Annotated in this window: 15 protein-coding genes; 9 read left to right on the top strand and 6 right to left on the bottom strand. The window is 33.2% G+C overall.

The features are described from left to right. Positions 1 to 187: 187 nt before the first annotated feature. On the bottom strand, positions 188 to 2,605 hold the full coding sequence (locus ACJAZK_RS12255; protein ID WP_415224244.1) for a TonB-dependent receptor domain-containing protein: 2,418 nt from the start codon (positions 2,603 to 2,605) through the stop codon (positions 188 to 190). A gap of 155 nt (positions 2,606 to 2,760) precedes the next feature. Between ACJAZK_RS12255 and lepA the strand changes: the two genes are divergently transcribed. Next, a complete protein-coding gene (gene lepA, locus ACJAZK_RS12250) occupies positions 2,761 to 4,557 on the top strand; it encodes a translation elongation factor 4 (protein ID WP_415224245.1) in 1,797 nt (598 codons plus the stop codon). A gap of 318 nt (positions 4,558 to 4,875) precedes the next feature. On the opposite strand, the gene ACJAZK_RS12245 is transcribed toward lepA, so the two are convergent. Then, on the bottom strand, positions 4,876 to 6,723 hold the full coding sequence (locus tag ACJAZK_RS12245; protein WP_415224243.1) for a cation:proton antiporter: 1,848 nt from the start codon (positions 6,721 to 6,723) through the stop codon (positions 4,876 to 4,878). A 143-nt stretch (positions 6,724 to 6,866) separates the two neighbouring features. Between ACJAZK_RS12245 and ACJAZK_RS12240 the strand changes: the two genes are divergently transcribed. Together ACJAZK_RS12240 and ACJAZK_RS12235 are read left to right on the top strand one after the other, a co-directional pair. Further along, positions 6,867 to 7,715, top strand: a complete 849-nt coding sequence (locus ACJAZK_RS12240) for a universal stress protein (protein WP_415224242.1) — start codon at positions 6,867 to 6,869, stop codon at positions 7,713 to 7,715. Next, positions 7,712 to 9,916: a SulP family inorganic anion transporter gene (locus ACJAZK_RS12235; protein WP_415224241.1), complete on the top strand. Its 2,205-nt coding sequence runs from the start codon at positions 7,712 to 7,714 to the stop codon at positions 9,914 to 9,916. The genes ACJAZK_RS12240 and ACJAZK_RS12235 overlap by 4 nt, the downstream gene beginning before the upstream one ends. A gap of 6 nt (positions 9,917 to 9,922) precedes the next feature. Here ACJAZK_RS12235 and ACJAZK_RS12230 read toward each other — a convergent pair whose 3' ends face one another. Next, complete coding sequence (locus ACJAZK_RS12230; RefSeq protein ID WP_415224240.1) at positions 9,923 to 10,267, bottom strand: DUF202 domain-containing protein; 345 nt, start codon at positions 10,265 to 10,267, stop codon at positions 9,923 to 9,925. A 150-nt stretch (positions 10,268 to 10,417) separates the two neighbouring features. On the opposite strand from ACJAZK_RS12230, the gene ACJAZK_RS12225 reads away from it, so the two are divergent. The 6 genes from ACJAZK_RS12225 to ACJAZK_RS12200 all read left to right on the top strand — a co-directional run bounded on the left by ACJAZK_RS12225 (position 10,418) and on the right by ACJAZK_RS12200 (position 18,100). Beyond that, a complete protein-coding gene (locus ACJAZK_RS12225; RefSeq protein ID WP_415224239.1) occupies positions 10,418 to 11,278 on the top strand; it encodes an MBL fold metallo-hydrolase in 861 nt (286 codons plus the stop codon). A 94-nt stretch (positions 11,279 to 11,372) separates the two neighbouring features. Further along, positions 11,373 to 12,986 (top strand): S8 family peptidase, encoded by a 1,614-nt coding sequence (locus tag ACJAZK_RS12220; protein WP_415224238.1) that lies wholly within the window; start codon positions 11,373 to 11,375, stop codon positions 12,984 to 12,986. Positions 12,987 to 13,012: 26 nt separating this feature from the next. Then, positions 13,013 to 14,884, top strand: a complete 1,872-nt coding sequence (locus tag ACJAZK_RS12215) for a M1 family metallopeptidase (RefSeq protein ID WP_415224237.1) — start codon at positions 13,013 to 13,015, stop codon at positions 14,882 to 14,884. A 182-nt stretch (positions 14,885 to 15,066) separates the two neighbouring features. Further along, on the top strand, positions 15,067 to 15,444 hold the full coding sequence (gene rnpA / locus ACJAZK_RS12210; protein ID WP_415224236.1) for a ribonuclease P protein component: 378 nt from the start codon (positions 15,067 to 15,069) through the stop codon (positions 15,442 to 15,444). Positions 15,445 to 15,548: 104 nt separating this feature from the next. Beyond that, positions 15,549 to 17,186, top strand: coding sequence for a S41 family peptidase (locus ACJAZK_RS12205; RefSeq protein WP_415224235.1), 1,638 nt, complete (start codon positions 15,549 to 15,551; stop codon positions 17,184 to 17,186). Between the two features lie 65 nt (positions 17,187 to 17,251). Further along, positions 17,252 to 18,100, top strand: coding sequence for an OmpA family protein (locus ACJAZK_RS12200; protein WP_415224234.1), 849 nt, complete (start codon positions 17,252 to 17,254; stop codon positions 18,098 to 18,100). Here the strand turns inward: ACJAZK_RS12200 and ACJAZK_RS12195 are convergent. From ACJAZK_RS12195 to rpiB, 3 genes are all read right to left on the bottom strand, one after another. Then, positions 18,097 to 18,540, bottom strand: coding sequence for a GNAT family N-acetyltransferase (locus ACJAZK_RS12195; protein WP_415224233.1), 444 nt, complete (start codon positions 18,538 to 18,540; stop codon positions 18,097 to 18,099). The two genes, ACJAZK_RS12200 and ACJAZK_RS12195, sit on opposite strands and share 4 nt — an antisense overlap. Before the next feature lie 93 nt (positions 18,541 to 18,633). Further along, positions 18,634 to 19,545 (bottom strand): cation diffusion facilitator family transporter, encoded by a 912-nt coding sequence (locus ACJAZK_RS12190; protein ID WP_415224232.1) that lies wholly within the window; start codon positions 19,543 to 19,545, stop codon positions 18,634 to 18,636. Between the two features lie 23 nt (positions 19,546 to 19,568). Continuing rightward, positions 19,569 to 20,003, bottom strand: coding sequence for a ribose 5-phosphate isomerase B (gene rpiB / locus ACJAZK_RS12185; protein WP_415224231.1), 435 nt, complete (start codon positions 20,001 to 20,003; stop codon positions 19,569 to 19,571). Positions 20,004 to 20,500: the final 497 nt, after the last annotated feature.

Genomic DNA, 20,500 nt, shown 5'->3' with positions numbered 1-20,500 from the left:
GTGATACGAATTTATTTATTGCAGAATGGCAAGACTAACAAATACCTTTTAAAAAAAGGAGCCTCTTAAGCTTACATCACCTACTTCAGGAGAGTATTTACAAATAACGCTTTTTGAAAACCTAAATATTGGTGGTTATTGTTTGGATCTATTTCTTTTACCCAAAGCCACATTTCCGAAGAGAAAATTAGTTATTCACCTTATTTAAACGATCACGCTCATCTGTTTTAATATTACCCTCATTAGATTCTAATCGTGTGTTACCAAATTTATAACGGAAACCTAAGTTTATATAACGCGTATCTACATCTGAAAAACCTCTGCTAAACTGGTTTTGATATCTTACGCTGGATGTAACATCTTGCATATTAAACAAGTCACTAACCGAAAGAGAAAGCACTCCTTTTTTCTTTAAGATGCTCTTAGATATTACTAATTCTGAAAACAAACGATCTTCCACAATTTGAAATCCCTGTAAATTCTGTCCAACCCATGTGAGCGTAAATGACGCATTAAGACTATTGTCTTTTAGAAACGTCCAATCATTTTGCAAAACAGAATAATTAGACCACAAGTTTTGATTTATAAAACCGTTACCAAAATCTGTTTCTTCTTCAATATTATAAAATGACGTTACTGCATAAATAGACCAACGATCTGTAACATTAAAATAGGTTAGAAAGTCAAAACCATATTCAACAGTCTTGTCAAAATTGACACTAATATATTCCACCTCATTTGTTATATTATTTTGTCTTGGAATCTCTGATATAGCGCCATCATAATTTTTATAATAAGCCTCAATAGTCAATACATCACTAAATAATGTGGTTCCTATAACCGCATGGTCAGTAAAGGTTGGTACCAAATTAGGGTTTCCTGAAACGACATAATTTTCGTTTAAAAAGAACCTAAATGGATTCAAATCTGCATAACCAGGACGCGCTATACTGCGTTTGTAATTAGCGTATACATTATAACGGTCGCTAATATTGTATTGTACACTCGCATTAGGAAACCATTCCAAATAGTCTTGTATATTTATTTGAGTGGTAGATAACGACACGCCCTGTATATTAGTTTGTTCAGCTCGCAGTCCTGCATTGATACTCCATTTTTCAGTATTAGATGCGTAATTGGCATAAGCAGCATAAATACGTTCGTCATAATCAAAAGCATCTGAATTTAGATTGTCTATAGTTTCAGTTCCTGTATTGAGATCGACATCAAATTGAGTGATATCACTTACCGTTTTTATATTAGAAGTCTTTACGCCTGCCTCTAACTCTGAACTATCACTGATGGGTAAACTATAGTCTAATTTTGCTGCAAATATTTGCGTGTCTTGGTTGGCGTTGGTATTAAATGCTGACGCATTTATAAAATCGTTATTGACATCAAAAAAATTGCTTAAAACGGCTTGATTTCTTTCATAATTATACGTCGTAAAATGACCATTAAACGTTAATGAGCCTTTGGTAAGGCTATGCCTAAAATTAAGATCTACGCCTACATTATATTTGTTGTCACGAGATAAATTATCTGCTGTAAACCGCTCTAAAAAATCGTTGTTTATATCTGTAATTGTTGTATTATTATTGATACTATATTTAAAGTAAGGTATATAAATCGTATTTGAGGAAAGGCTCAACGTATTGTTGTCACTTATAAAATAGTCAAAATTTGTGTTTAGGCTGTGAGTTTCAGACCATGTGTTTCTATTCGTTAATGAACGCCAAGATTCATTTATAGCATTCAAATTATCTAGAAAATTAACCGTATCGTCACCACCTCTATTTTTTTTATCTTTTGAATAGTTATAATTGACGTTAAAACTGATGTCCTTATTTTTAAAAAAATGACTTGTTCCTGCATCATAACTTGGGAAAACACCTTGCGTAAAATTAGAATTCACACTTCCTCGATACCCTGTAATCAGGTTTTTGCTCATTATGATATTTAAAACAACACCGCTTTCTGCATCATATCGTGCTGAAGGATTTGTAATCACCTCAATAGATTTAATAGAATTTGCTGAAGATCCTTCTAATAATTGATTTAAATCTTCCGAAGATAAATTCACCTTTCTATCATTAATATATACCGTAGGATTCGAGTTTTTAACAGTAATCTCATCCCCTAAAACCAAAACGCCAGGAGTGCTTTTGAGCACTTGAAGCATGTTACCTTCAACCAAGGCTGTCTTTTCTATGTTAAAGATGAGCCTATCTGCCTCTCTTCTTAACGTAGGTTTTTTTACTGTAATATTAATTTGATCTAAACTTTCAACAGCATCTTCTAGTGTAATCGTTTTTAAATCTAAGTTCCCCGTAAGTACAACTTTTTGCTCATATGTTTGATAGCCTATAAAACTGACTTTCAGAATATAAGTATTAGACTCGAGATTATTAATAATAAAAAACCCATTTGCATCTGTCGATGTTCCCTTTAGAACTTCGCTTTGATCGGTGTTAAAAACAATAATATTTGCAAATTCAATAGCCTTGTCATTAGCATCTAATATTTTTCCAGAAATAGAATATTCTTGGCCATAACCCACGGAAGAATACAATAGAAATAAGGAGAAAATGTGGAGAAGTTTCAAAATTAAATTGGGTTTAATAGTGCAATATACTATTTGTTTTTTAATGATAATTAAGGTTTATCCGCAGTTAATGTGCTTTTTGTAAACATTAATGATATTGTATGCGTAATAATTCGATTATATTTGCAAATCATAATGAAGATGAATTACAGTTTATGAAGAACATCAGGAATTTTTGTATAATCGCACACATTGACCACGGTAAGAGTACACTGGCAGATCGTTTATTAGATTACACTGGTACTGTGACCGATCGGGAAAAACAAGACCAACTTTTAGATAGTATGGATTTGGAGCGTGAGCGTGGCATTACTATAAAGTCACATGCTATTCAAATGGATTATACGTTTGAAGGCGAGGACTACGTACTCAATCTTATTGATACACCTGGTCACGTAGATTTCTCTTATGAAGTGTCACGATCTATAGCCGCTTGTGAAGGTGCTTTATTAATTGTTGATGCTGCTCAAAGTATACAAGCACAGACCATTTCTAATTTATATTTAGCTTTAGAGAATGATTTAGAAATTATTCCTGTTTTAAATAAGATAGATTTACCAAGTGCTAATCCAGAAGAAGTTACAGATGATATCGTTGAGCTTTTAGGATGTGATCCAGAAGAAGTAATCCATGCAAGTGGTAAAACAGGCTTTGGAATTGACAAAATTTTAGAAGCGATTATTAAACGTGTTCCTGCTCCTAAAGGGAGTGTAGAAGCACCATTACAAGCATTGATTTTTGATTCAGTTTACAATACCTTTAGAGGTATTGAAACTTACTTTAGAGTTTTTAATGGTGAAATTAAAAAAGGACAAAAGATCAAGTTTCTCGCAACAGGTAAAGACTATTTTGCAGATGAAGTTGGAACTTTAAAATTAACCCAAGTCGCTAAAAAAAGTGTAAAAGCTGGAGATGTTGGCTACTTAATTACAGGTATTAAAACAGCCAAAGAAGTTAAGGTGGGAGATACCATTACAGACTTTGCAAACCCTACCACTAATATTGTTGAAGGTTTTGAAGATGTAAAACCAATGGTTTTTGCTGGTATTTACCCAGTCGATACAGAGGATTACGAAGAACTTCGTAACTCTATGGAAAAATTACAATTAAACGATGCGTCGTTAGTATTTCAACCTGAAAGCTCCGCGGCTTTAGGCTTTGGTTTTCGTTGTGGTTTTTTGGGAATGCTCCACATGGAAATCATCCAAGAACGTCTAGAACGTGAGTTCGATATGACTGTAATTACAACAGTTCCCAATGTGTCATATAATGCCTATACTAACAAAAATCCGGATGTTGCTTTTGTTGTAAATAATCCTACTGACTTACCTGAGCCAACGACCGTAAATCGTGTTGAAGAACCTTATATTAAAGCTACTATTATTACAAAATCTGACTTTGTAGGTAACGTGATGTCTCTCTGTATTGAAAAGCGTGGTATCGTTCTAAATCAAACCTATTTAACTCCAGAACGTGTTGAATTAACTTTTGAAATGCCTCTTGCTGAAATCGTCTTTGATTTTTATGATCGTCTCAAAACGGTATCTAAAGGCTATGCCTCTTTTGATTATTCTCCTATCGGAATGAAAGTGTCTAAACTTGTAAGACTAGATATTTTATTGAACGCACAAACTGTAGACGCACTTTCTGCCTTAATCCATACCGACAACGCTCAACATATAGGTAAGAAAATGTGTGAAAAACTGAAAGAATTAATTCCAAGACAACAGTTTGATATTCCTATCCAAGCGGCCATTGGTGCTAAAATTATTTCTCGCGAAACGATTAAAGCTTTGCGTAAAGATGTAACTGCCAAATGTTATGGTGGAGATATTTCTCGTAAGCGTAAATTGTTAGAAAAACAGAAAAAAGGTAAAAAACGTATGCGTCAAGTAGGTAATGTAGAAATACCTCAACAAGCCTTTATGGCAGTACTAAAGCTGAACGATTAGCCAATAACTCCTTTGAAAAAAGGAGTCTATTTTACTGAGAAATACAGGACTCTTTTTGGAATAAATTGATACCATGTTTGGGTCTGCTTTTACACCTATACACCCTATAATCTTAGCTTCTTTTGTGGTTTTTGCGCTAAGAAAATTAAGCCAACATAAAGCATGGTTTTTATGATGCTTTAGAAAAAGAAACTGTACAGCAATCAATAGCAGAATTCCTGTAAACATGAGGTCTTTTTTCGCTGAAAGTATCTCTTTATTCCGGGAAAAAATTATATCATATATTATAAAACAAGGTTCTTATGCTCGTTGTGATTTTTAATCCTCTTGAGCAATAGTTTCAATATCAAAAGGTTTACCTAAATAAACTAAGTGCCAATTTTTGCCTATCTCTTCAACGTCTTTATTGTAAGAAGAAATAATTTTGATTTCAGAAGCTTCATTTTTAATAAACAACGGAATTATTTCTTTATCATTATCAGACAATTCAATTAAGCTTTCATAATGCGCCTTATCTTTTAGCTCAATTTCTTGAACGCTTGGGAATTTTTTAACAAGACTATTAAGCGTCGCAAAATCATCTGTGTGTGAAAATAAACCTTCATGAGGGTTATTGTTACTGTCCCGCATTTCATCTACACTAACTAATCTAAAAGCCCCATTCTCACCAAATTGCTTACTAAACTTATTAATAGCATATTTATTAATATCATTACTTCCTGTTAAGGCTAATAAATAACCCACATCATTCAATTCAATATTATCTAAAAGTTTGTCTGAATATATATCAGTGTTTAAGGCTTCAAGCCCTAACTCTTTAGCTTTATCAATATTACTTTGATTGCTATCTATTAATACCACATGTCTTCCATTTGACTCTAAATAATGACCAATGAGTCTTGATGCCTTGGAAGCTCCAACTATTAATGTACCATTAGACGTTGTTAAAAACACACCAACTAATTTAGCAAATAATCGCGCTGTTGTCGCATTTAGTAATACCGTCCCTAATACAACCATAAACACCAATGGTGTAATATATTCAGCACCTTCAACACCTTGTTTTAATAACTTACTTCCAAAAAGAGAGGCAATACCCGCGGCTACAATTCCTCGTGGTCCAACCCAGCTTATAAATAGTTTTTCATTAAGTGTTAATTGAGAACCTTGAGTACTTATAAATACAGCTAATGGTCTTACAACAAATACAACAATAGCGAAAAGCACTGCTGTTTTCCATGTATATAATAACAATAGATCTTCAATGTTAATGTTTGCAGCGAGGAGTATAAATAATATAGAAATTAATAATACGCTCAGAGATTCTTTAAAATACAGGAGTTCTTTAAGGTTTGTAAGTTTTCCATTTCCTAATACCATTCCCATTACTACTACTGCTAATAAGCCCGATTCGTGAGCAAAAAGTTCCGACTCAACAAAAACAAGAAGCACTGTAGAAAGTGCTACTACATTTAGTAAATAATGTGGAATAAATTTCTTGTTAATTGCGAAAGCTAAAGCATGCGCAAAAGTGAACCCAAAAGTAGTACCAAATAATACAATTTTACCAAATTCTAAGAATGCTGTTTTTGTGAATCCGCTATCACCTCCAACGCTAATAAATTCAAATACTAATACAGCTACTAATGCTCCAATTGGGTCAATCAAAATACCCTCCCATTTTAGAATAGTAGAAATATCTTTTTTAAGAGGAATATTTCTCAAAATAGGCGTAATAACTGTTGGTCCCGTAACGATTATTAAACCCGAAAACAGAAATGATACATCCCAACTTAATTCAAAAATGTAATGTGCTAAAACCCCTGCACCAAAGAAAGTCACCGCAGACCCAATTGTAATTAGCTTAGTTATTACGGGTCCAACAGTTTTAATTTCAGATCGCTTTAATGTTAATCCGCCTTCAAAAAGAATGATACTTATGGCTAATGACACAAAATAATATAAACTGTCACCAGGAAAGAGTCCTTTTTCTCCATTCCAAATTGGCTCAATCCATTTGGTTCCATCTTCGCTTAAAAACTCTGCAGCAATTGGCCCAACTAAAAGCCCAATTAAAATTAATGGTAGTATTGCTGGAATTTTTAATTTCCACGCCACCCATTGTGCTAATATTCCTAAAATAATAATCCCTGCTAATTCTAACATGCAACGTTTTTTTCAAAGTTAAATATAATTTAAACTATTTGAACAACTTTTAAAAAAGAGCTCAAAAACTATGAAAAGCACAAATATTTCAAAAGGCATAAAAAAAATATTAACTTACCCTCGAAATAGATTTTTAATAGCACTTGACCAACAAAAAATTTAAAACCATAGGTATTGGAGTTGCATTTTCTCCAAACCTAAAAGCAAACCTTTACGAAGCAGCACGACTATCGCTCTCTTTTAAGAGTAAGTTGGTGCTTATTCATGTTGGTGAAAAATCTCTTGAAAAAAAGGAGCAAATTTTAGATATTATACAACCGTTTATAAAAGAGAACCTCAGCTATGATCTTGTTTTTAAGACTGGTAATCCTGTTGACGTGATTTTATCAGTTTCCAAAGAAAAAAAAGTGGACTTGCTCATTTTGGGAGCACTTCAAAAAGAGAATTTTGTACAGTATTACCTAGGAACCATTGCTAGAAAAATCACGAGACAAGCAAATTGCTCTATTTTATTACTTATAAAACCTTCTGTAGAACGCATCCCTTGTAAACACATTGTTGTTAACGGGCTCGACAATCCGAAAACCAAACAAACTATTACCACAGCGTATTATTTGTCTCACAAACTACAATCTAAAAAGATTACCATTGTTGAAGAAATCACAAAGCAAGAAGTCGCTGTGAGTGTAGATGATGATAAATCACTTCGAAAACACGCCATCATTAAAGAGCGTCTAAAAATGCGTGAAGACTCTCGTATAAACTCTATTATTAAGGAAATCCCTGAAGACTATAAGTCTAACATTGTTTCAAAAACACAATCTATCTTTGGAACACGAGGCTATAGTATTGGTCACTATGCTCAATTTGTTAGAGCAGATTTATTAGTGATGAATGCGCCAACTAAAACCAGCTTTTGGGATCGTCTTTTCCCGCATGATATCGAATATATTTTATCTGAGTTGCCAACCGATGTTTTAATCATTCAATGACAAAAAAAAAGAACAATATTACGCTCATTTTAAAGCAACTCCCTAAAAATATATTTTCTGGATTTGTGGTAAGTTTAATTGCTTTGCCTTTAGGCCTGGGGCTTGCTATGGCAAGTGACGCTCCAGCAATTGCTGGCGTTATCACTGCTATTGTTGGTGGTGTAATTGTATCTGTTTTAGGGGGAAGCCATGTAACCATTACAGGTCCAGGAAACGGGTTAGTAGGTGTTACCTTGGTCGCCATTACAACTCTTGGTCTAGAAAGTGCTTATGCAGCTATTATATGCTCTGGTCTATTAATTATGTTACTCGGTTTTTTGCGTATGGGTAATCTTTCTGATTTTTTCCCTTCCTCTGCCATTCAAGGTATGCTTGCAGCTATTGGACTAATCATTCTAGGTAAGCAATTTCATATTATGTTTGGTCATAAAATTACTAGAGATAATACTATTGACTACTTAATTGAAATCCCATATACAATAAATGATGCATTACATTACGAAAATACAGGCCTCATATATGCAGCTGCTGCGGGACTAATAAGTTTGGCGATTATGGTGTTTTACCCAAAACTTAGAAATAAGTATTGGCATTTAATACCTGCTCCAATGTGGATTGTTGTCTTATCTATAGGGTTTAGCTACTATTTTGAATTGGTCTTACATCAAAACAACCCAATTGCTCAAGACTACATGATCCCTGCAATTCCTTCATTTGCTGAAATCACGACTCAATTACCAAAAATTTCATTTTCAAAAGTTGGTAGTATCGCATTTTGGGGAAGTGTGTTTTCTCTCACCTTAATTGCAAGTATTGAATCTCTTTTGAGTATCAAAGCCGTTGATAAATTAGATCCCGAAAAACGTCGATCTAACGTAAATAAAGATTTAAAAGCTTTAGGGCTAGGCACAATAGTGAGTGGTTTTGTTGGTGGATTAAATGTCGTTACTGTAATTGCTAGAAGTTCGGTAAACGTTAATAATGGAGGAAGCAACAGGTCTTCTAACTTTTTTCATGCGTTCTTTCTTGTGGTATTTATTGTGGTATTTAGTTCTCAATTAACTCGTATTCCGTTGCCTGCTCTTATGGCTATTTTGGTATATACCGGTTATAAATTAGCGTCACCAGATTTAATAAAGAAAATATTTTCTGTTGGAAAAGAACAACTCATCATCTTTTTTGTGACGCTTCTTACCACCTTAAAGTTTGGATTGATTCTAGGAATTTCTGCAGGTGTATTCATTACTATAATAATACATTTTATCATCAATAAAAACGTCACACTATTTTTGAGGCATTGGGTAAAACCAAATGTGCTGATGTTTAAAGAGGATGATAATAAATCTAACTATTACGTAAGTGTGAAGCATTTTTGCACGTTTGCCAATTTTTATAGATTAAAACAAAAACTTGATGTTATTGCTGCAAATCAAGATGTCATAGTCGACTTTTCTATGTGTGATTTTGTAGATCATACAGTCATGGAAAATCTTAATAACTATCAAGGTATATTCACTAAAAATGGAGGTCATTTTGATATTGTAGGTTTGGATATACACGATGCAGATTCTAAGCATCCTTTTGCGTTGCGAAAAATTGTTGCAGTACCTAAATTATTTGGATATAACCTTACAAAAAGACAAGAAAACCTTGAGACTATTGCAAAAGATTACCAGCTTACTTATAGTGCAGATAAAAATAAAAATACTGCGTTTCTAAATCCTTTTCTATTTTTTAAAACAAAGCAGCCCAACTATATTTACAATGAATTAGAAGACGATAATGCAAATACTAAATTATTTGATATCGAATTTTATGAAGGCGAGTTTATAGCTAAAGAAGTCGTAAGAACATCTATGCTTCATATCGATTTAAATGAAACAATTCCGGTATTCTCTTTAGATAGAGAAACCATAATAGATAAGGTCTATGCAATTGCTGGATTTAAAGATATTAACTTTGATGACCATCAAGATTTTTCAAAACGATTTCATTTAGTAGGAGAGCATATAGAAGCCATTAAAACGTTCTTCACGAATGAATTAATTCACTTTTTTGAGAGTAATCCCTATTACCATATAGAATCTAATGGCAATAGTTTACTCATTTTTAGTACCCAACGTTTGGCTAGTACTAAGGAAATTAAAGCGCTATTAGATTTTGGGAAACGACTAAAAGATGTCATTTCAAAACGCAGTTAATGCTCACTAGTCTTTATTTCTAATCATCTCCTCAGATCTATAATACACTCTTTTTAAACTCCTCTTCAATAAAAGAAATCTATAAATTCCAATGATAAAAAAAAGCGCACTAAAAACTAATGCCGTTAAGGCTAAATACTTGAAGTTAATAAACTCTTTAAGCTGAAAAAAAGCAATGGCTCCAAGGAGTAAATACAATGACGATCGTATATAAGACAAAAGTGTGCGCTCATTAGCCAAACGGGTTCTTTCAATTGCCAAATAATCTCTAAGTATCACTCGCTCGTCTGGTTCAAAATCACGACCAAACTTCAATAACTTTATTCTCTTTTTTTTCGACTTCTGCTTCATCTTTTAAAGTTTTCTCTTGTAAATGTAAATTTTTATCCTGCTAAATACGATTGTGACCATTCAAAAGTGTTAAAAATACCTCAATAATTAGTGCTAAACTTAAGTATTGTATACTGCTTTTAGTAATTTGCATTTCAATTGTTTTTAGAGATGAAATTATATCCTGTTAATGCTGGTAATTTTAAGTTAGATGGAGGTGCGATGTTTGGCGTTGTTCCCAAAACTTTATGGACCAGAACGAATCCTGCCGATAACAAAAATATGATAGATATTGCCGCACGTTGTTTGCTTATAGAAGATGGTGATAAGTTGATATTAATCGATACAGGTATGGGAAATAAACAAAATGATAAGTTTTTTGGCTACTATCATCTTTGGGGAAATGATACCATTGACAATTCTTTAAAAACTCATGGTTTTCATCGTGATGATATTACAGATGTTTTCATGACCCACTTGCATTTTGACCATTGTGGTGGAAGTATACAATGGAATGCCGATAGAACAGGTTATGAAACTGCTTTTAAAAATGCACATTTTTGGAGTAACAAGAACCACTGGGAATGGGCTACCAAGCCAAACAATAGAGAAAAAGCCTCCTTTTTAAAAGAGAATATTTTACCTATGGAAGACAGTGGTCAGTTAAAATTCACCAACCTTCCGCAGAAAGATATATTAAAAAATTCGCCCCTTGGATTCGATATTTTTTTTGCTAATGGTCATACCGACAAGCAAATGATTCCAATGATTCAATATGAAGGAAAAACGATATGTTTTATGGCAGATTTGCTACCAACTGTTGGTCATTTACCCTTACCTTTTGTTATGGGGTACGATACACGGCCTTTATTGTCTTTAGATGAAAAAGAACGCTTTTTAAACCTCGCAGCAGATCATCATTATTACTTGTTTCTAGAGCATGATGCGCACAATGAAATTATAACTGTACAACACACAGAAAAAGGCGTCCGACTTAAAGATACATTTAAAACAAACGATATATTTAATTAAAATCAGTATGAACCCAGCGTGTTAGGCGTTATCTCTTAAAATAAGATTATTAGCGAACAACATGTGACCTTTAAAAAACAATAAACATAAACACATGAAGTACTTATTTAAACCATTTTTATACACCGTATTCTTATCAGCCATTTTATTTGGTTGTGGCGCAACATCAGGAGTGCTTTCTACTCCAATAGAAAATATTGACACCTCTCCTTTAAAGGAAGCACAGCTAACTGAAAGTGAAAAAAATACGTGGTCTCATTTAGATCTAGTAAAAGATACCATTCCAGGAATGAGTGTCGATAAAGCATACAGTGAGATTGTTAAGAATAAAAAAGGAAAAACAGTTATTGTTGCGGTTATTGATAGCGGAACAGATATAGATCATGAAGATTTAAATAATGTCCTTTGGACGAATAAAAACGAAATTCCTAATAACGGAAAAGATGATGACAACAATGGTTACATTGATGATATTCACGGTTGGAATTTTCTTGGAGATGGGTACGATGAGCAATTAGAATACGTTAGAATTCTAGCCGCAGGAGACGAAAATACTCCAAGATATGCTGAAGCAGAAGCATTGTATACTAGCGAATATCAAAAATACGTAGGTTATAAAACTCAATATGAGCAAATTTCTCAGCAGGTTAACGCAGCAGATGAAATTTTAACCAAACACTTTGGAAAATCAGACTATAACAAAAAAGAGGTTAATGCCATCAAAACCGAAGATGAAAAACTAGGCCAAGCGGTCCAAGTAGCTCAATTTATTTATAGCAATAATATGGAGTCTTTGGCAGACGCTAAGAAAGAGTTTAAAAATGGACTAGAAAGCATCAACGATAGACTCAATGCCAATCTTAATAAAGAATTAAAAGGACGCACAACAGGAGACAACCCTAATGATTTAAACGATAAAGTAGGTTATGGAAACAATAATCCTAGACCCTCTAAAAAAACCGAAAGTCATGGAACTCACGTTACAGGTATTATCGCTGCAGAGCGCAACAATAATAAAGGAATGAATGGTGTTGCAAATAATGTTCAAATTATGGCAATTCGCGCTGTACCTAATGGCGATGAGTATGACAAGGACATTGCTCTTGCAATTCGCTATGCTGCAGATAATGGAGCCAAAGTTATCAATGGTAGTTTTGGTAAATCATTCTCACCAAATAGCCAATGGGTAAGAGACGCTATTAAATATGCTGCAGATAAAGATGTTCTTTTTGTCCATGCTGCAGGTAATGACAGTGAGGATATTGATATCGCTTCTAATTTCCCAAATGACGCTGTGGGTACAGGTCCAGAAATTTCAGATAATGTAGTTACTGTAGGGTCGTTAACTAGCAACTATGGTTCATCAATGGTCTCTAGTTTTTCTAACTTCGGAAAAGTCAATGTTGACGTTTTTGCTCCAGGAAGTGATATTTATTCTACAATGCCAGAAAATGAATACGAGATGAATAGTGGTACCTCAATGGCTTCACCAAATGTTGCAGGAGTTGCTGCTTTAATTCGCTCACAATATCCAAGCTTAACGGCATCACAAGTAAAGAAGGTTTTAATGGACTCTGGTTTACCAATTAAAGCGAAAGTTACAATAGGAGAAAATAAAGACGTAAAATCACTCAACGAGATTTCTACATCTGGTAGAATAGTTAACGCTTATAACGCGTTGATTATAGCATCACGAATGGCAAACTAAAAGTAATTCCGAAGAAAAAAATAAATATGAGATTTAAATTAAGCACACTCTTACTGCTATGCGTAACATTTTTTTCTTCGGAAATTAATGCACAAGACACCATAATAGAATATAAAACAGACTATTATTGGCAACAACAAGCTGATTACACAATGGATATTGATATGGACGTGAAAACCTTTCAATTTACAGGAAAACAGACTATAAAATACACCAATAATTCGCCAGACAATTTAACTCGTGTCTTTTATCACCTCTATTTCAATGCCTTTCAACCTGATAGTGAAATGGATGCGCGTTTACAAAGTATTACAGATCCAGATGGTAGAATGGCTGATAACGTTGGAACTAAAGAAAACCCGATTTTTGAAAGTCGCATATCAAAATTAAAAGACGATGAAATTGGTTTTATAAAAGTATCTTCTTTAGACCTTAATGGAAAAGCTCTTAGCTATGAAATTGAAGGTACTGTAATGATTGTGAATTTAGAGACACCAATTAAAGCAGGAGAGACTGTAGATTTTAATATGGTTTTTAATGGACAAGTGCCTGTTCAAATTCGTCGTTCTGGTAGAAATAATAAAGAGGGTGTTGCTTTATCCATGGCACAATGGTATCCTAAATTAGCAGAGTATGATACCGAAGGATGGCACGCAGATCCATATATAGCACGTGAATTTTATGGTGTTTGGGGAAATTTTGATGTAAAAATCACTATTGATAAAGACTATATTATTGGCGGTACAGGCAATTTACAAAATGCAGACGAGATTGGATATGGTTATACACCTAAAGACGTTAAGCGCAAAGGAAAAAAGCTAACGTGGCATTTTATTGCACCTAACGTTCATGATTTTACTTGGGCTGCAGATAAAGATTATATTCATGATACAATGCAAGTTCCTAATGGGCCAATGCTTCACTTCTTTTACAAAAATGATTTACCGAAAGACAACCTAGAAAGCTGGAAAAAAATGCAACCTAAAACGGTTGAATTGATGCAGTATTTTAGTGAACATATTGGGAAATATCCTTTTGATCAGTATTCTGTGATTCAAGGAGGTGATGGCGGAATGGAATATGCAATGTCAACACTTATCACAGGAAATCGCAGCTATGGCAGTTTAGTTGGTGTGACAGCTCACGAAATGGCACACACATGGTTTCAGTTTTTACTGGCAACCAATGAAGCTAAGCATGAATGGATGGATGAAGGCTTTACAAGCTATATTTCTACTTTAGCTATGAACGAGATTATGGATGAGAAAAAAGAAAACCCATTAAGTAGATCTTATCTTGGATATGTTTTTCTAGCAAATTCTGGTGTTGAACAACCGTTAACGACGCATGCCGATCGTTATAATATTAATCAAGCCTATGGGATATCAGCCTATAGTAAAGGAGCCGTTTTCATCTCTCAATTAGGTTATATTATTGGTGATGATAATTTAAAAACAACTATCAAGAAGTACTATACTGATTTTGCTTTTAAACATCCAAAACCACTCGACATCGTGCGAACGGCAGAACGTGTTTCGGGTTTAGAGTTAGATTGGTATCTCATCGATTTTGCGCAAACTACAAACACAATAGACTACGCTGTAACAAACGTAGAAGACAAAAAAGTAACTCTAGAACGCATTGGATTAATGCCAATGCCATTGGACTTGACAATTATATATACAGATGGTTCTACTGAGGATTTTTACATCCCATTACGTATGATGCGTGGTGCAAAAAAAACCTCAGCAACTGTAAAAGATGATTGGGCTTGGGCATATCCAACGTATACACTAGAAACCTCTAAAACTGTACAATCTGTGCAACTTGATCCTAAAGGATTAATGGCAGATATAAAGCAAGAAAACAACGTGTATCCTGTAGCAGAAGAAGAATAAAAATATTAAAAATAGTCAAAGGCACAATTTACGTATTGTGACTTTTTTCGTAAAAAAAAATGATAAACTACAGAATTAGTCGATTAAAACTTTAAAACAATTATCAATCGTTTTAAATTTACTTTATTTGTTTTACAATGAATAGCAAAACTTATAAACCTTATTAAATAGCAGTATTCTAGATGTCATTTTCATATTCTAAAAAAGAAAAGCTTAAAAGCCAAAAACGCATAGAACAGCTGTTTTCCGAAGGGAAATCGGTAGGTGCTTACCCATTGCGCATGGTGTATCTAAAGTCAGATTTTGATGAGGATACACAATTTAAAACAGGCGTTACAGTAAGTAAACGTAATTTTAAAAAAGCAGTGGATCGAAATCGCATCAAACGCTTATTGAGGGAAGCTTACCGCCTTAATAAAAGTGAGCATTTTAACAACATTTCGTCCTGTTATACGTTAATGATTTTGTACATTGGTAAGGATATAGCGGACTTTGATTCCGTAAACAAAAAAATGAAACAACTTTTAGAGACATTTTCTAAAAAAGTGTCGCCTGAATAAATGATATTATCTTTATGAAACATCTATCCGTAATAGGTAATTATAAAGAAAAATGTTTATTTAGATCTTACGTGTGACGATTGAAAAACAACAGATATAACCACATGAAAAAACTACTGCAAAAACGTGTTTTAGTTCCGCTTATAGCACTCACTATATTTTTTAGCGGGACAGCCTTTAAAAGTGACTTCTTCGAAATTGCTAAGCAAATAGAAATTTTTACAACACTTTTTAAAGAACTCAACATGAATTATGTTGACGAGACAAATCCTGGAGATTTAATGGATACTGCTATTAAAAGTATGCTTGCAGATTTAGATCCTTACACGAATTATTATAACGAACAAGATGTCGAGTCGGCGAGAATCAATAATGCAGGAGATTATACTGGTATTGGTGCTAATGTGTTGACCCTAAAAGATAGATTGGTAATTGTTGAGCCTTACAAGGATTATGCAGCAGACAAAGCGGGCTTAAAAGCGGGCGACGAGATTATCAAAGTAGATAATGTTGTTGTTGCAGATTTTAAAGACGATGCAGGAAACTTGTTACAAGGTGGAGCAGGTACTAGTGTTGAGGTCACCTACATAAGACAAGGTAAAACGTTAAATGCAACGATACAACGTGAGGCCGTAGACATCCATGCAGTGCCTCACTACTCTATGATAAACGAAAATACTGGATATATTGTTCTTCGAAAATTTAACGCCAAGACCTCCGCTGAAACTAAAAGCGCACTTCGAGATTTAAAAAATCAAGGTGCTAAGAAACTAATTTTAGATCTACGTGGAAATCCAGGCGGTTTATTAAGAGAAGCAGTAAATGTTACTAATATTTTTGTACCCAAGAATCAATTGGTAGTGACCACAAAATCTAAAGTGGAAAAATACAATAAAACCTATTACACAAAAAATGAACCGATGGATACCGAAATCCCTTTGATTGTTTTAATTGATGGCTCTAGTGCATCGGCAAGTGAAATTGTATCTGGCGCTTTACAAGATTTGGATCGTGCGGTAATTATTGGAGCCCGTAGTTTTGGAAAAGGTCTCGTACAGCGTCCTAAAAAATTAACTTACGGAACGCAGATTAAAATTACAATTTCTAGATATTACACGCCCTCTGGACGGTGTATCCAAGCACTTGATTATTGGAATCGTGATGAAAACGGGAAAGCAACACGTACAAAACAAGAAAATTATAACGCCTTTAAAACTAAAAAAGGAAGAACGGTTTATGATGGTGGAGGCGTACAACCAGATCTAGAATTAGAAGCCACTAAATTGAGTCCTATTACAAAAGCGATCATAGACGAAAATCTAATTTTTAAATATGCTACTCAATATTATTACAACCATCCCGCTCCAGACGATATAACGAAATTTGAACTTAGGGACGCTGAATTTAACAGTTTTAAAAACTTCTTAAGTGCTAATAATTTTAGCTTTGAAACTAAAACAGAAAAGGCCTTTGCAACTGCATTATCTGTAGCAAAAGAAGAGGAACTCAACCGTGAGATTAATGACGACTATTCCAACTTAATTTCGTCATTAAATACGTATAAAAACAAAGCAATAGACGACAATAAAACGCAATTATTGTCTTTACTCTCTGACGAAATTGTTAAACGTTATTTCTATCGAGAAGGTCTATATACATATTATATTTCTAATAATTTTGAAATTCAAAAAGGTGTAGAAATACTTAAAAACCCATCAAATTATTTGGGCTATTTAGATTGATATTGAATTAAATTCGACGAAAGCATTTAAAAAAATTATATTTAAATAATGTTTTCAATACTAATATGAAAAAACTACTACTAATAACGCTTCTCTTTTCTCAACTTTTGATCGCTCAAAAGGAGTTTACTCATGAAGTGTATTTTGAGACAGACGCGTTTGAAGTGCCTCCAACAGAGCACAATAGATTATTAATGTTTTTATCTGAAATAGAAAGTATTGAAATTTCAAAAGTTTCTATTTATGGGTTTACAGATGATAGAGGTAGTGATGGTTATAACTTAAAACTGTCGCAGGATCGTGCTAATTCAATAAAAACCATATTTTCTAATAATGAATTTGATGAATCTGTAATTACTAATGTTGATGGAAAAGGAAAAATTTTACTCAAACTAATCAAAGAAGATGATTTAAGTATAATAAGAGGTCTTAATCGCAAAGTTGAGATTATTGTATCTTCTGTATTTCCTCCAAAACCCAAAGAAGCTCCAGAAGTAGTAGAAGCTAAAAAAAGAGAAGCTACAGAACTTTTAAAAGGTGAGTTAAAAGCAGGAGATAAATTTGAGCTCAATAACATGCTGTTTAAAACAGGTTACAGTAAACTATTACCAGAATCTAAAGAAACACTTAAAGAAATTGCTGATATTCTCGTAAAGCGAAAGGATTTATACTTTACCATTCAAGGTCACGTATGCTGTACAAAAAACAGTAGAGATGCTATAGATCGTAAAACTAAAAAACGTAACCTTTCTGTTGCTCGAGCAAAGTTTATCTATGAATATCTAGCAAAAAAAGGTGTTAATAAAAGACGTATGAAATATGTTGGAATGCGTAGAAAGTTTCCGTTGGGTGGCGAACCAAAATTAGACCGTCGCGTAGAAATTTTAATTACTTATGTGGGTGAAGATAATTAACTTCTAAGCATTCCTATGTGCGGAATCCCATCTTCTAAATACTCCTCTCCTACTTCAAAAAATTCAAGATTATTATAGAAACGCTTTAAATACATTTGAGCAGAAATTTTAATTTTAGTTTCCTTATAATACGTTTTTATAGCGTCGACCGAAACATTCATAATATCATATCCATACTTATGTTGGCGTTCACATTCACTCACCACTACTCTACCAATACTAGCATATTGAAAATAATCACCGGGTTTAAATACTCTTGTATAAGCAACAACTGTATTATTTTTAAATCCGACAACATGAAGTGCCTTTTGATCTTTCCCATCAATATCTTGATAGACACAATTTTGTTCTACAACAAACACTTCACTTCTTAATTGAAGAATGTCATAAAGTTCTTGAGTAGTTAATTCTATAAATTTTTTTACTTTTATATCTATCATACTTATGTGTTACACTAAGAGCAATCAAAGTTTTTTTTTACATTTATAAGTGCTCTATTACTCATTGGTCCATATTTAATTTTAAAATGTTTTTTAATCCTGAACAATCACATCTTTAGTGTCACATTTTCCGTACTCTGGTTGGATATTAACATGATTGATTCCGAAGTTATAAAATACCATCTCTTCTACATTATGTAATATTACATCAAATTGAGATAAAGTAATATTCTCCTCAAAATCTATGTGTGCTTCTAAATGAATTTCATCTTCATTAAGTTGCCAAATATGAACATGATGTACATTTTTTATAGCGCCTATTTGTTGAATATCTTTAACAATATCCTCTACTAGAATTTGATCAGGAGTAAACAACATCAATACTTTAAATGAATCTTTTAATAAATCATAACCCATATAAATAAGATATAAGGCAATTGCAAAAGTTAACACACTATCCACCCAAAACAATTGAAAATACTTCATCAATAATCCGCCAATAAAAACTGCTACACTTGCCATCATATCTGTTAACAAGTGAAGATAAGCAATTTTCATATTCATATTAGTTTCGCTATCTTTTTTAAGTAAGAGCACACTAAAACCGTTACCTAAAATAGCTACTAACGATAGCCAAATTACTACGTTAGACTCAATCTCTTGCGGATTTTGAAAACGTTTCACAGCTTCGATAATTAGTAAAATAGCAACTGTAATTAAGGTTGCAGCATTAATAAAGGCAGCTAAAATTTCGGCACGTTTATAACCGAATGTTTTTTGAAGAGATGCTTTACGTTTTGAGAGTCGATTAGCAATGTAACTAATAATTAAAGAGATCACATCACTAAAATTATGGAGCGCATCACTTAATAATGATAAACTACCTGAAAGTAATCCACCAATAACTTGTGCCACAGTAATAACAATATTTAAAAAGATAGAAATGATAAGATTTCTACCCTTTAAATCATCATGAGAATGATTGTGAGAATGTAAGTTACCCATGAGCTATAAATTTTAGATGGATACTAACATGAAATAGGTATTTTATCCACACGGTTTTGATGACGTCCACCTTCAAAATCAGTATTTAAAAAGGTATCCACAATCTCAATTGCTTGTTGTATGGCAGTATATCGTGCAGGAATACAACAAATATTAGCATTATTATGTTGTCTTGTAAGTGCTGTAATTTCTTTAGTCCAACAAATTCCAGCTCTTACTTTTTGATGTTTATTTGCAGTCATTGCAACGCCATTAGCACTTCCACAAATTAAAATGCCAAAGTCTACTTTTTTATCAGCGACATCATTAGCAATAGGATGTACATAATCTGGATAATCAACACTGTCGTTTGCATTTGTTCCATAGTTATTAACAGTATATCCTTTCGCTTCTAAATATAAAGTAATGGCTTGTTTATACTCCGTTCCCGCATGATCGTTACCTATTGAAATTGTCATAATTTGGTATGTTGTTTAAAACCCTAAAGTTAATAATTGCTTACAAATAAACCACAGTAAGACATGGATAGTTATTCATAATATTTATGTTTGATGACGATGTCGCTTTGTTCAGAAATAGGCGTTGTTAACATCTATGGTGATTTGTATTCATTACTTGTTCATATCTTATCTTAAGTACTTAAAAGTTTTCTTAGGATTATCCAGTAATTTTTACAATCAAAAATAGAACCTTAGTAACCTAAAAAGTTAACCTTTTTTTTTGGTAAAGTTATCACCATCAAATTTAAGCATGCTAACATAAAATTTAAAAATACTTATCATGTTTATGTTGTCAATATAGGTTATGAACAGTTGTTAATAGCTTTATAATTTAGCTTTAAAATGAGGACTTTAAATGTAAAGTTAATGTTAACTATATATTAAGTAATTGTGATAAGTCACATATCAAAGTAAAGTCTAATAAAGTTATAGCCACTATTAACACACTATAATAA

The organism is Psychroserpens sp. (assembly GCF_047633235.1).
Lineage (GTDB): Bacteria > Bacteroidota > Bacteroidia > Flavobacteriales > Flavobacteriaceae > Psychroserpens.
This window is presented reverse-complemented; position numbering and strand designations above follow the sequence as displayed.